This window comes from Erysipelothrix sp. HDW6B, from assembly GCF_011301115.1.
GTDB lineage: Bacteria > Bacillota_I > Bacilli_A > Erysipelotrichales > Erysipelotrichaceae > Erysipelothrix > Erysipelothrix anatis.
Map to the genome: position 1 here is coordinate 187,741 of NZ_CP049860.1, position 13,355 is coordinate 201,095.

Annotated in this window: 16 protein-coding genes; 9 read left to right on the forward strand and 7 right to left on the reverse strand. The window is 38.5% G+C overall.

Translation table 11 applies throughout. The annotated features are described in order from the left end of the window. Nucleotides 1-29 precede the first annotated feature (29 nt). The 3 genes from G7061_RS00920 to G7061_RS00930 all read right to left on the reverse strand — a co-directional run bounded on the left by G7061_RS00920 (nucleotide 30) and on the right by G7061_RS00930 (nucleotide 2,593). Nucleotides 30-716: a response regulator transcription factor gene (locus G7061_RS00920; RefSeq protein WP_159634751.1), complete on the reverse strand. Its 687-nt coding sequence runs from the start codon at nucleotides 714-716 to the stop codon at nucleotides 30-32. A 110-nt stretch (nucleotides 717-826) separates the two neighbouring features. Continuing rightward, entirely contained in the window at nucleotides 827-1,681 is an 855-nt protein-coding gene (locus tag G7061_RS00925) for a DegV family protein (RefSeq protein WP_159639887.1), read from the reverse strand. A gap of 57 nt (nucleotides 1,682-1,738) precedes the next feature. Beyond that, nucleotides 1,739-2,593 (reverse strand): DegV family protein, encoded by an 855-nt coding sequence (locus G7061_RS00930; RefSeq protein ID WP_159645227.1) that lies wholly within the window; start codon nucleotides 2,591-2,593, stop codon nucleotides 1,739-1,741. 107 nt (nucleotides 2,594-2,700) lie between these two features. Between G7061_RS00930 and G7061_RS00935 the strand changes: the two genes are divergently transcribed. Together G7061_RS00935 and G7061_RS00940 are read left to right on the forward strand one after the other, a co-directional pair. Then, nucleotides 2,701-3,321: a YigZ family protein gene (locus G7061_RS00935; RefSeq protein WP_236261680.1), complete on the forward strand. Its 621-nt coding sequence runs from the start codon at nucleotides 2,701-2,703 to the stop codon at nucleotides 3,319-3,321. 2 nt (nucleotides 3,322-3,323) lie between these two features. Then, complete coding sequence (locus G7061_RS00940; protein WP_159634739.1) at nucleotides 3,324-3,737, forward strand: Fur family transcriptional regulator; 414 nt, start codon at nucleotides 3,324-3,326, stop codon at nucleotides 3,735-3,737. A gap of 46 nt (nucleotides 3,738-3,783) precedes the next feature. Here G7061_RS00940 and G7061_RS00945 read toward each other — a convergent pair whose 3' ends face one another. From G7061_RS00945 to G7061_RS00955, 3 genes are read right to left on the reverse strand one after another with little or no spacing between them, the layout of a single operon-like run. Next, on the reverse strand, nucleotides 3,784-4,686 hold the full coding sequence (locus G7061_RS00945; RefSeq protein ID WP_166082607.1) for an SPFH domain-containing protein: 903 nt from the start codon (nucleotides 4,684-4,686) through the stop codon (nucleotides 3,784-3,786). A 5-nt stretch (nucleotides 4,687-4,691) separates the two neighbouring features. Beyond that, nucleotides 4,692-5,123 carry an NfeD family protein gene (locus tag G7061_RS00950; protein ID WP_159639883.1) on the reverse strand — a complete coding sequence of 144 codons (432 nt, stop codon included), beginning with the start codon at nucleotides 5,121-5,123 and terminating at the stop codon, nucleotides 4,692-4,694. Beyond that, entirely contained in the window at nucleotides 5,120-5,503 is a 384-nt protein-coding gene (locus G7061_RS00955; protein WP_159634733.1) for a hypothetical protein, read from the reverse strand. The genes G7061_RS00950 and G7061_RS00955 overlap by 4 nt, the downstream gene beginning before the upstream one ends. Before the next feature lie 169 nt (nucleotides 5,504-5,672). On the opposite strand from G7061_RS00955, the gene G7061_RS00960 reads away from it, so the two are divergent. The 7 genes from G7061_RS00960 (at nucleotide 5,673) to G7061_RS00990 (ending at nucleotide 12,575) form a co-directional block, all read left to right on the forward strand. Next, nucleotides 5,673-6,512 (forward strand): VOC family protein, encoded by an 840-nt coding sequence (locus G7061_RS00960; RefSeq protein WP_166118061.1) that lies wholly within the window; start codon nucleotides 5,673-5,675, stop codon nucleotides 6,510-6,512. Between the two features lie 7 nt (nucleotides 6,513-6,519). Continuing rightward, complete coding sequence (locus G7061_RS00965) at nucleotides 6,520-7,638, forward strand: cation diffusion facilitator family transporter (RefSeq protein WP_166118063.1); 1,119 nt, start codon at nucleotides 6,520-6,522, stop codon at nucleotides 7,636-7,638. Between the two features lie 14 nt (nucleotides 7,639-7,652). Beyond that, nucleotides 7,653-8,993: an APC family permease gene (locus G7061_RS00970; protein WP_166118065.1), complete on the forward strand. Its 1,341-nt coding sequence runs from the start codon at nucleotides 7,653-7,655 to the stop codon at nucleotides 8,991-8,993. 1,017 nt (nucleotides 8,994-10,010) lie between these two features. Continuing rightward, on the forward strand, nucleotides 10,011-10,514 hold the full coding sequence (gene pyrR, locus G7061_RS00975; protein ID WP_159634721.1) for a bifunctional pyr operon transcriptional regulator/uracil phosphoribosyltransferase PyrR: 504 nt from the start codon (nucleotides 10,011-10,013) through the stop codon (nucleotides 10,512-10,514). Between the two features lie 131 nt (nucleotides 10,515-10,645). Next, nucleotides 10,646-11,329, forward strand: a complete 684-nt coding sequence (gene pyrF / locus G7061_RS00980) for an orotidine-5'-phosphate decarboxylase (protein WP_166118067.1) — start codon at nucleotides 10,646-10,648, stop codon at nucleotides 11,327-11,329. Next, nucleotides 11,329-11,967: an orotate phosphoribosyltransferase gene (gene pyrE, locus G7061_RS00985; RefSeq protein ID WP_159639873.1), complete on the forward strand. Its 639-nt coding sequence runs from the start codon at nucleotides 11,329-11,331 to the stop codon at nucleotides 11,965-11,967. Before pyrF ends, pyrE begins: the two co-directional genes overlap by 1 nt. 56 nt (nucleotides 11,968-12,023) lie before the next feature. Next, a complete protein-coding gene (locus G7061_RS00990) occupies nucleotides 12,024-12,575 on the forward strand; it encodes a hypothetical protein (protein WP_166118069.1) in 552 nt (183 codons plus the stop codon). Nucleotides 12,576-12,652: 77 nt separating this feature from the next. Here the strand turns inward: G7061_RS00990 and G7061_RS00995 are convergent, their stop codons facing one another. Continuing rightward, nucleotides 12,653-13,204, reverse strand: a complete 552-nt coding sequence (locus tag G7061_RS00995; protein ID WP_166118071.1) for a helix-turn-helix domain-containing protein — start codon at nucleotides 13,202-13,204, stop codon at nucleotides 12,653-12,655. Nucleotides 13,205-13,355 lie beyond the last annotated feature (151 nt).

Sequence of the window (13,355 nt, forward strand, 5' to 3'; positions counted from 1 at the left end):
CGGTGTCTTCTTTTGTGCTTCCTACACAATTATACGCGGTGTGGGTTTTCGCTCCAGCGATAACCCTTACCACGTACAGTGTAGATTGAAGAAAGATTTAATTTCTTTCGGATATTACGAATATGTACATCAACTTTACGTTCGAGCTCTTCAGAATAGGGCTCGTTCCAGATGTTATCAATAATTTGACGCCGTGAAACGACATCACCACGGTTTGCTAAGAAATGGCCAATAATGCCAAGTTCAATCGGTGTCATTGGAATATCAACACCATCTTTTGTGATGACTTGATTATCAACATCCATCAACATATTCTCTGAAATAGAGAACAATGAAAGTTGTGTTGATTTATCGAAGTAAGAATCGAACATGCGTTCCATATATGCAAGTAGAACATTAATGGATTTATTTTTTTCCCAAACGACATCGATATCTTCAGCAAGTGCTTCAATTTCAATTGCATCTGTAAGTGATGCTGTCATAAGTACAGTACGTGCTGTTGGTACCATGCGTTTCACTGATGCTAAAAGTTTGATTCCGTTTGTATCATCAAGATCATATTCGGAAATGACGAGTAATGAATTTTTCATCGCAAATTGCTCAATGCCTTCCATGGCAGACGATGCGGTTAGCACTTTGTAGTTGTTTGCTTCAAGCCCTTTACTTAATGTTTCTAAATATTTTGAATCGCTATCAATAATTAATGTTGTTATCATAATGACTAACCTCCTAACATCATCATATATAAACAGATTATAAAGTTATGCAATCTGTCATTAAAGTATGAATTGGTGTTATAGAAAACAAAAAAACCGCATTTCGCGGTCTAAATTATAGGGTTTTTCATGTATTGGAAAGCGACAGATCCGATTCCAACATGAACACTAACTGTAGAAATTAGAGGTCCTGTATGAAGTTTTGCTTCTGGGAAAGCTGTCTTCAACTTCTCAATCGTTGTTTCTAATGCCTCGGGTGCATCAACATCAACAATCGTTATCGTATAACCAGCACCAACGCCGACATCTTGCATATGAGCGATGACAGTATCAATCGCTTTAGACATTGTGCGAACCTTACCGAATGGATCAATGACACCATTTGTTGTGTGGTTTAAATGCAAGATAGGTTTGATTTTAAGGAATCCACCCAGTGTTGCTGCAAGCGGCGATAGACGACCACCACGTGAGAGATGTTTCAAATCATCAGGAATAATATAGGTATCACTATTCTTAATGGAATCATCTAAGATTTCGCGAATTGCTTCGATTGATTTGCCTTCATCCAATAAATCACGTGCCGTCAATGCTAAGTCCAATTCAATACGCGCTGCGGTAAAGCAGTCGATATATTCAAATTTAATATCTGCAAATTGTGCAGCTGTAACCATTGCATTGATTGTTCCTGAGATTCCGCTTGTAATTGGAACGGCTAAGATTTGCTCGTAGCCCATTTCTTTAATTTCTGTAAAAAGTTCCTCAATTTTCCCCAAAGATGGTAACGATGTTTGAAGAAGTTTACCAGATGCGAGTTTCTGGTTTACTTCATCTATTGATATTTCAACGCTTTCTAAGTAAGCGTGATCTCCATCTATTATTTGTAGTGGAATAGCAAAGAGTCCTTCCTTACGATCTACTTCGTTGTAATAGTTGCTTCCGCTGTCAACGACTACTGCAGTTTTCATAATTCAACCTCCTAGTATCCTAATATTATATACCATAAACGCATGTTGTGCTCATATTTAGAACTTTGGTGCCCATTGAATTGCAATCGTTCCAAGCCCTGCATGGGCAGCGACAACAGCCGGCAATTTAGAGGCATGTGTTTCAAACGTTCCTAACGCTTCGGTAATTGCAGTATTAGCCCGTTCAACAATTTCTTCACCCTCATTGTCTAAGTAATAAATAACATGAGTTTCCGGTGTCACGTTGTCATCACGCATCGCTTTGATAATAATGTCGAAGACTTTTGTTTCAGTACGAGCTGTCCCAAATTTTTCAATCGTATCCAAGTCACTCTTTAAGTATAGGATTGGTTTCACTTTAAGTAGAGACGCTAAAGTTGCTGCACTTTTTGAAATCCGACCACTAATTTTTAATTGATCTAATGTTTGTGGGTAGACAAAAGAAGTAATTTTTGGAATCATGGCATCGATTCCTGAAAGTATTGCTTCGACAGAACTGTTGACGGCCGCTTGTTCGTTTACGAAGCGAACAAGATGTTGTACTGCCCCAGCAAGTGAACGGGTATCCACGAGTGAAACATTATCTAAACCAACTTCTTGGATGGCTTGATTCATGGAATTGTAAGTTCCAGATAATGATGATGTCAGCGCTAATACGAAAATATGATCGTAGTTTTGAGCTTTCAAAGTTTCAAATGTTGTAATAAGGAGTCCGAGATTTGGTTGAGATGTTTGAAGATGCTCTTTGTTACGTAGTAAATCGTTGACAGCATCGTAGCCCATTTCAACTTGATCGAGATATTCTTTATTGTTGTGAATAAGTGTAAGTGGTGTAATTGTGACATTCATTGCAGCCGCTTGTTCGGGTGTTAATGAGACTGATGTGTCACAGACAATTGCATAATTTTTCATGGTAATCCTCCAATGCGAGCATTATATAATTAAATACTTTGATTGTCAAACTATCTCCTAAAGTCGCCAGTCTTTCAACTGAAATCAAAATGCTTTATAATGTATACATGGAACCAATAGACTACAAAACAATTAAAGAATCAGTAATTACGGAGCAAGAAATCCAAAAATCGAAATTTATCACCTATTTGGCACCGGTACAAACAGAAGCTGAAGCAAAAGAGTACCTGCGTGCGATAAAAAAGGAACATCCGAAAGCAACACACCATTGTAGTGCATATGTTGTTGGTGAGATTGAACGATCGAATGATGATGGCGAACCGTCATCAAGTGCAGGACTTCCAATGCTTCAGGTCTTACGTGGAAATAAGATGAACTATGTCATTGCAGTAGTCGTGCGTTATTATGGTGGAATCTTGTTGGGTGTTGGTGGTCTTATCCGTGCATACGGTTCAAGTGTCACGCTTGGAATCCAAGAAGCGGAAGTCTTAGTGCCTCAACGTGTCTTTCTATTCCGTGTGTCATTCCCATATGAGTTTACCAATGATGTGGAAGTTTATGCAGGATCAGTAGGTACAGTTATAGAACGCCAATATGATACACTAGCAGTCTATGATGTCCGTGTCCTTTCACCAGACGCTCTAGACAAGCTTAGCGATGTGACACGGGGGATGGGTCACAAAGAGCTGATACAGGAATCAATTGAACTTATTAAGGAGGTGTCGTAGAGATGCGAGAAGAGCTCAAAAATCATAAAATTAAGTACACAAAACAACGCGATGAACTGTTATCGCTTTTAAAAGAGAGTAACCAACCACTGACCATTAATCAAATTTTTGAATCATTAAAGAGTACGTTAGATCTTTCGACGATTTACCGCACCCTTGATTTGTTTGTTGAAAAGGGATTAGTATCCAAACTATTGGTGAGTGAACCGAGCCAAACCGTCTATGAATTTAAACACCATGGTCATAAACATCATCTTATTTGTACCGAATGTGGTCTCTTTCAAATTATTGAAGGGTGCCCACTGCATAATTACGAAGATCGTGTCGAGGAAAGCACCGGCTTCATCATCGCACGACATCAATTGGAATTGTATGGAATTTGTCCTGCATGTCAATTATTGATGGCCAATGCATAATAAAAGAAAGAGCATTCATCTACACGATGAATGCTCTTTTTAATTTTTATTTGTCTGATGTCATGATTTCTTTTGCACTTGCAAGGAGTGAGGCCATATTTTGAAGTTCCGAAGGAACGATAATTTTTGTTGCTTTACCATCGGCGACTTTTTCTAAGGCTTCAAGGCTCTTCAATTTGATATAGGCATTATCTGCAGATATAGCTTCAAGTTTCAATGCTGCACTTGCTTGAGCTGTAAGAATCTTGTCGATTGCTTCTGCTTCCCCTTCCGCTTCGGCGATCATTGCAGCTTTCTTAGCTTGTGCACGTAAGATAGCAGCTTCATTTTCCCCTTCAGCGATTAGGATTGCAGAACGTTTTTCCCCTTCAGCACGAAGAATGGATTCACGACGTTCACGTTCAGCACGCATTTGTTTTTCCATCGCTTCTTGAATATCACGTGGTGGAATAATATTTTTAACTTCAACACGTTGAACACGAATACCCCATGGATCAGTTGCTTCATCAAGAATTGCACGCATTTGTGAGTTGATGATATCACGTGATGTTAGGGTCTGGTCGAGTTCTAGGTCCCCGATAATATTACGAAGTGTTGTTGCTGTAAGGTTCTCAATCGCATTAATTGGATTGTGAATACCATATGTAAACAAGACTGGATCTGTAATCTGGAAGTAAATAACTGTATCGATTTGCATCGTGACGTTATCTTTAGTAATAACAGGTTGTGGCGCGAAGTCTTGGACACGCTCTTTCAATGAAACACGATTAGCGACACGGTCTACGAATGGTAGAATCAAATGCATCCCTTTATCTAATGTATGTGAGTATGCCCCTAAGCGCTCAATGACATACGCATTGGATTGCGGAATTACTCGGATACAGTACCCAATAATGAGTAACGCAATAACCAAAATAAGTCCAATAATAATCATTGTTGAAATTTCCATTGTTTCTAGTTCTCCTTGATCTCTCTAACAATTAATTTAACACCCTCTATTGCTATAATCTCAACACGCGTTCCTTTTGGAAGCTCTGAATAATCCGATGTTGTTGCGGACCACTCAGTACCGTTGAGACGTATCATTCCCCACTTGTCTTCATCAATTGCTTCTGACAAGATTGCTTTCCGACCAATAAGACTGTCGGCATTTGTTGCGATAACATTTCCTCGTAATAAACGCGTCGTAAATGGACGAATTAAGATTAGAGAAACAATCGAAACTAACGCAAATATAATGACTTGGATGAGAACGCTATCTGTAAAGAATGCCACAGCAGTTGCTGCAATTGCCCCAATCGCAAACCATATAGAAACTAAATTCCCTGCAGTTAGTAATTCGATGACAATCATCGCAATAACCACTACAATCCAAAACACTGTCATACAAGTACCTCCTCCCCATTTGATAAAGCATCAATGTCGAAGATAAGAACATTTTCTGTTTCATCAAATCGAGCATAGATCTTTTGTCCTGTTAACGGTTTTCCAACTTTAGCAGAAATTAAATCACACAGTGCCTTATTATTTATTTTAGCATATCCTTTACCAATTGATATCTTATGTAGGTTCTCTTTTGGATATGCATTTAAATCCATATCACGTTTTGAGACCGGTTTAATTCCAATCTCTGAATTTTGTGAAAAACCAACCAAAACATACTGACTTGACTGAAAGTGAGATGCAGCGTTTTGGTTTAGTGTTATGTTGTTACTGTTTAATGTCACAATCTCGAGTTGTGCATTACCAGTTACCCAATTAAACATAGCGTCCCTCCTTTATGTTTCAATCATACGCCTTATTTTCGAATATTTCAAGTTCTTCTTTTTCTTCGAAATCTTTTTCCTTTTGAATTTTTGAAATTTTGAGTGTTTCAAAATAGAAATATTAAACATACTGTGATACTATGTTATTGAAAAGAAACGAGGACTACTTATGCTATTAAATAATGAAGCGCTACTTGGATACGTCACGCTCCGTGTCAAAGATTTAAAAATGATGACGCAATTCTATAATGAAACAATTGGTCTACAAATTATCAATGAAACAGAATCGACTACGATGCTTGGGGTTGATAATCGAAAAATTGTAGAGTTAATAACATCTAAAGATGTAAAACAAGCAACCAAAGCTTACAATGGCCTCTACCATCTCGCAATCTTATTGCCAGATGAACGATATCTAGGTCAAATTCTGTATCACTTTGACGCAGTTGGATTTGATATTGGGGGTGCTGGTGACCACATTTATAGCCAAGCACTATATATGAATGATCCAGAGGGAAATGGTATTGAAATCTATGCCGATCGTCCACGCTCAGAGTGGCATGTGAATGAAGATGGGACAATGGAAGCTGCCACCGAACCGGTAGATATTCAACGTTTGGTTTCATTGGTAACGGACCCAACATGGTATGGTATGCCAGCAGGAACAATTCTGGGTCATGCTCATCTTCAAGTGAATGCGATTCGTGATGCACGTGCTTTATATTTAGATATACTTGGCTATGATTTGATTACTGATATGCAACATGCCATTTTTATTTCCAAACGTGGTTATCACCATGATATCGCTCTGAACGTTTGGTCAGGACCATCATTAACACCACTCCCTGAAGATACAACTGGACTTGCTTCAGTAACAATCATTGTTGACAATCTCGAGACAATTAAAGAGGATATTCAAGCACTCGAAAATTATAGTTATACAGTTTCAGACGATACGGTCGAAATAGTTGATAAAGCAGGGATTCATCTAAAACTGACTGTGTTATAATAAATACATGGAAAACTTAAACGAAAAAAACAGAAACAAAGAAGGTATTAAAGTAGGTTTAGCGGGACTCGCGATAAACCTACTTTTGTCTGTCTTTAAGATAACGATTGGAATTATTGCGAACTCACAATCTATCATGGCTGATGGTATTAATAACTTTTCGGACTCTATGTCGTCAGTTATTACAGTGGTCGGCTTTATTGTCACTGGTAAACCAGCAGACCGCGAACATCCGTATGGACATCAACGCTTTGAATATATAGCGGGATTTGTAATGGCTTTAATTATGGGTGTTTTAGGATTGGAAGTTCTCAAAACATCGATCGCTAATATTATTGAACCACAAACTACAACATTCTCGATGCTTGTCATCTTTATTCTGATATTTTCAATTGTTGCTAAAGGATTCATGGCATATATGTACGATGTCCAAGCACGTAAACTCAAATCAGACATGTTGCTAGCATCGCGGCAAGATAGTCTCAATGACATGATGACCACCGCAGGCGTTCTGATTGGTGTTGGCTTTCAATTTTGGACGGGTTATACAATTGATGCCTACTTAGGACTGGGCTTATCCTTGTTTATTCTTTGGTCAGCTCTGAAAATGGTCCGTGAATTCATGAACAGTCTTCTAGGAGAACGCCCTGATGCATCAGTTCTTGACGAAATAAAAACTATCTTGGATACGAATTCCGAAATTCTAGGTTATCACGATTTAATGGTTCATAATTACGGATCAAATACGACATACGGAAGTGTTCATGTTGAGATTAATCAAACAATGTCTTTGATTGACGCACATACGATTGTCGATACTTTGGAGAATACAATTCTTAACAAAACAGGGATTTCTTTGGCGATTCATATGGACCCATTAGATATCGAGAGTCCCGAAATGAAAGAGATTTATCAAATTATAAAAAAACACATACGAACGTTCTATGGTGGTGTTGATTTTCATGATGTTCGAATTATTCACGACACGCTGATGTTTGATCTCGTGATTGAACCAGATAAACTCAATGTAGTAGACACAATCAAAACCACACTTAAAGAAGAGCTCGCGCGTAATGGTTTTACCTATCCCCTAAAAGTTACCGTTGATACTCAGCAATTAATATAGAATGAGGAACACCTGTGAAAGAAACTAAAAAATTTGGACTGTTTACAACCATAGCCATGATTGTCGGAATTGTGGTAGGGTCTGGCATCTTTTTCAAAACTGATGATATTCTATTTGCAACCCAAGGAAGTGTCCTTCTGGGAGTCGTACTTTGGGTCGTCGGAGCATTCGGCATTATCTTTGGAGGCCTCTGTGTTGCCGAGTATGCTAAACGAACATCAGAAGCTGGTGGACTCATAGCCTATGCGGAACTCGCATGGGGAAAAACAATGGGATACCTTTCCGGATGGTTTCAAGTTGTTTTCTATTTTCCAGCAATTGTTGCGATTCTATCGTGGATTTGTGCTATTTATATTGGCTTACTCTTTAATATTACAGATCCAACAGACATCAGACTGTGGATCATAACATTGACCATTATCGTCGCAACATTTGTCTTGAATATATTTAACCGTAACCAAGCAGGGCTATTCCAAAATATTACGCTTGTTATTAAGATAGGTGCCTTGCTAGGATTAGCGCTATTGGGGCTAGTTTTTGGAAATCCTTCCAATCTTGCAGCACCAGTAATTGAAGAATCACGGTTAAATTCAGGGTTGTTTGTCGGTCTAATTGCGTGCGCATTCTCTTACGATGGTTGGTTCGTTGCACCGGCAATAGCACATGAAATTGAGAACCCGAAGAAGAATCTATCGAAAGCATTGATTGTCGCTCCAATTATCATTCTTGCGATCTACCTTGCGTATTTTATTGGAATTAATGCTTTGCTAGGACCAGAACAAGTGATGGCCTTGGGTGATGGATCTGTTGGTTACATTGCCGAAATGATTTTTGGACCAATCGGAATGAAATTGGTCTACCTTGCGGTGATTATTTCAATTTTGGGTTCCGTGAATGGCTTAATTTTAGGTTACATCCGATTACCTTATTCTTTAGCAATTCGCAATCGCTTTCCTCATTCGGAGCGATATAAGACAATGAATGACCATCTTGGGATACCGGTAGCGTCAGCATGGCTTGCATTTGGGCTTGTAATGTTGTGGTTGATACTTCATGCAATGAGTGTCTTTCAAGTCACTGTGGGTCCGTTAGCGTTAAGTGGACTTCAGATTGATAGTTTACCGATCGTGATTACTTATGTCTTCTATAGTTCGTTATATGTTCGGACATTATATGAAGAGCTAACTCGGAAACGCTTGGGTGTTCTCAAAGGATACGTGTATCCAGGACTTGCGTTACTCGGTGCTTCGTTTGTATTGTATGGCGGACTAACGCAACCACAATCAGTTGCATATTTCATTATTTCGTTTATGGGAATTGCCTTAGGTTATGTATTTATGAACAAGGAAGCATAGGAAAAGGAGCAGTCTACAGGTCTGCTCCTTTTTTGATGGGATGCAATATTATTACATCAATAATATGTGTGATATACATTGCTTGGTATTAGAGGGGTAAACACACAAAGCTGTATACCAAATCTGAGAGGTAGTAAAACTGAGGAGAGTACTTGAAAAAGTACGAATCGTAAGAACTTGCTAACGCAGGCATGTTAGGACAATCAATAATTGATGTCGATAACAAGGAGAAACTAGCGATTGAAGTATATCGGGGATTTCAAAAGCATGTGCGTACAATTTACGGGATTTGATAATGACCAATTATCAAGTTTGCGGATATTAGTGTAAATTGCGAATAGAATCGTTGATATCCTCTCAGAATATCGGCGGATTAAAAAAAGATGAAACGAATGCGGATAAATTCAAATGTGATTTGAAATGCGGACTTATTCAACACTCATCGTATGTTAGACATATGTTAGGAAATCATCTTTTGGCTTCAAGTGCTATACGAGACAGAGTATATGACATCAAGTTTCATGAGTGCGGATATTATGATTGCTTAATTGCTATTTGATTATTGTAGGATTAAGGTAACAATAATCAAAAACTTGATACAATTAAGTGCATCTGAACTGATGAATTTTACTCTGTTACTATAATACAAAATGTACGGTTTCAATAACATCGATATACGGGACAAAATTCTTACAAAAATGTAAGAAAAGCATATAAATACAATGATTTAATGTATTATCGCAATAAAATTTCACAAAACGATATAATTAGTCGAAATACGCAATCAAAAACAATCATTTTCGAACAAATGTGATTCGATGCGTATTACTTTTCTCTTACGATCGAGTTCGTAGAATGTCTTGGAACATTGATTGACATTGTGCGGGAATTAGATTATGATTTATTCGAAAAAAGAATCCTTTAAACTGATCCTGAGAGATCAAGAAGGAAAGAGCAACTATGATCATTATCAACGAGCCTCTTTCTGTGAGTGGCTCTTTTTTTATGGAGGAACGTATGTCGAAAATAATTCTGAATGAATCGGAAATGATGCGTGCAATTAACCGTCTTTCTTATGAGATCGTTGAACGAAATCAAGGCATCGAAAATTTAGTGATTGTTGGTATTGAGACACGTGGGGTGCCGATTGCCAAAAGAATTGCTGAAAAAATTGCATCTATCGAAGGACCTGTTGATGTCGTAAGCTTAAACATTTCGGGTTATCGTGATGATCAAGAAATCCACAGCAGTGCATCATCTAATGATTCGCTAACAGGGAAACATGTCGTATTGGTCGATGATGTACTGTTTACAGGAAGAACAATTCGTGCAGCAATGGATGCAACGATTGATATGGGTCGTCCTGCAGAAATTTCGCTAGCAGTTCTGGTTGATCGCGGTCATCGAGAACTTCCAATTCGTCCAGATTATATTGGTAAAAATGTTCCTACATCCAAAACAGAACGTATCTTTGTTCATATTAAAGAAATTGATGGCGAAGATTCGGTAAATATTTCATAATTAAATTCACTTTAAAGAGTACCAGAGAGTTCTCGAAGCGAATCATATCTTTTAAGATACGCGCTTGAACTCTATGGGTTCAAGCTTTTTATTTGAATTGCTTTTCAATGAAGAAAAAGAAAGAGGTTATTATGTCAGAAGTTATTATTGCACTGGACTTTCCAGGAAGAACAGAAGTTATGGAATTCTTAGATCATTTCGAAGAGTCCCTTTACGTTAAAATTGGTATGGAACTATACTACCAAACCGGACCAGAAATGGTTCGTGAGATTAAGGAGCGCGGTCATCGCATTTTCCTTGACCTGAAATTGCACGATATCCCCAATACCGTTGAAAGTGCGATGCGTGGCTTACGCAAACTTGGTGTCGACATGGCTAACGTTCATGCAGCAGGTGGCATTGAAATGATGGAAGCTGCACGTCGTGGTTTAGGAGAAGGTCCAATTCTTCTTGCGGTAACACAACTGACATCTACTTCTGAAGCACAAATGCACAGTGATCAACTAATTGAGGTTTCGCTCGAACAATCAGTGCTCCATTACGCAGCGTGTGCCCAAAAAGCAGGTTTAGATGGTGTTGTATGTTCACCACTCGAAGCACAACAAATTGCGAATGAGTGTGGTGAAGAGTTCCTGCGAGTAACACCGGGAATTCGTCCAGCAACTAGTGATGTAGGTGACCAAAAGCGCGTCATGACACCATCTCGAGCACGTCAAAATGGGTCTTCTTATATTGTGGTAGGTCGCCCAATTACAAAAGCTGATAATCCATATGAAGCATATGTAGCAATTAAGAATGAATGGGAGCAAGCATAATGAACACAGCACAACGCATCGCTAAATATTTACTTGACGTCGAAGCCGTCACCTTGAGTCCACTCGAACCATACACATGGGCAAGTGGATTAAAAAGTCCAATTTACTGTGATAATCGCATCACGATGAGTTACCCTGAAGTACGTATGAATATTGCACGAGGTTTAGCTGATATCGTACGTCAAAAATACCAATTTGTTGATATGATTGTTGGTACAGCAACCGCTGGAATCCCTCAAGCATGCTGGGTATCTGAAGCACTCGCTTTGCCAATGGCATATGTTCGTGTTGCGGCAAAAGATCATGGCCGTAGCAAACAAATCGAAGGATTCATTCCAGAGAAATCAAAAGTTATCGTGATTGAAGATTTGATATCAACAGGTGGATCGAGTATTAAAGCATGTAAAGTACTTGAAGATGCAGGTCATGAAGTAGTTGCGGTACTTTCCGTGTTTGATTATGAACTTGATAGTGCACGTCAAAATTTCGAAAATGCAGGAATTCCCTACGAATCACTTTCTAACTACTCAACACTCATTGATGTAGCAGTAAGCTCAGGTACCATAAGTCAAAGCGACCTTGCTTCTCTAAAAGCGTGGCGTCAAGATCCGCAGGCATATACTGAAGCACATCAGTAGTGTCATGACAAACCCTCATAAATCACGTATAATAGAATGAAGATATGAGGTATATTATGGAACGTGAACGGCAATATTTATTGGGGATTAATAAAGAAACAATTCGAATTAAGATTACGGCATGGGTCATTGTGTCAGTGTTAGTTATCGTTGTTGGGACCTTGGCATCACGTCAAGCCTTTCCAGAGCAGACGCTCGTGACAACGGCACTAATGCTTACGGCCGTATGTGCTATTGTTGTAGCATTTCAAAGCTTTCGATTGTATCAGAATACTCAAAAGATAGATCAAGTGATTCATGCAATGGACAAACCATCGATTGCACTTAATTTTAATTTGTATATAAAAAATAGTGTTTCGGAATTTCCGATTCTCATAGATGGCGACCGCTTGATCCTTGTTGATACTGGCAAAGCAGTCGTATTAGAAGATGTTGCCCACGTTGCATATCGCAATCAACGATACACAGGCAAGAACCAAGATATCTTTACGCTGACCTATCAGGACAAAACGAAAAAGACATTTAAACTGCTGACCCATCCCGAGATTCAAGAAATGATTCTTAAATACATCAAAGTTTTAAATCCACGTGTTCAAATCGAACACTAAAAAAGCTGGACCCATTTCGATGCAAGAGCGCATTGAATAGGGTTCAGCTTTTTTTTTACGAATTTTGCGGCATAATATTATAATAATGCGGCAATGAGTCCGAGTAGGAATCCAACAACGCATAATCCAGCAAGTACAATGATAACTTTGGTGGTGTTAAACTTTGGTTGGTTTTCATCTCCGTTTTGGCGCTGATAGTCATTACGCATTTTGGCATATTTTATAATTGTATAAAATAGTAATCCAATAAGTATCATTCGTAGAATAATGGATATAGCATTAAGTACAGGCATACTTGTACTTGAAAGGATATCGCCATCAATAAAGAGTAATGTCAAGGATGATGTTGCCAAAACAACTAGAGTAAGAATATTCAATTTCCTTTCCATTGTTTTGACGTCAGAATCATTAATTAATTTTTCCATAACTTTTCGGTCTCCTTTTAGTAAGTCATCGAGGGAGATCTGGTAAATGTCACTTATCTCAACAATACTTCTTAAATCGGGAAGGCTCCGATTGTTTTCCCAATTAGACACAGTTTGTCTTGAGACGCCGATTGCATCCGCAATATCTTCTTGTCTAAGTTCTATGCGACTGCGAGCTTCCTTAAGTCTTGTTCCAAAATCCATTAACCGTTCCTCCTAACCCCACATTAAAAGAGTTTCGTTTACTGTTCAATCTAAAAGTTCTTTACATTGTGCCTCGCATGTATGTAAAAGATGTTTGACGATGTTTACAGAGGCTCTATTCAAAGGTTAAAGTACGAAAGAGGACCTCCAC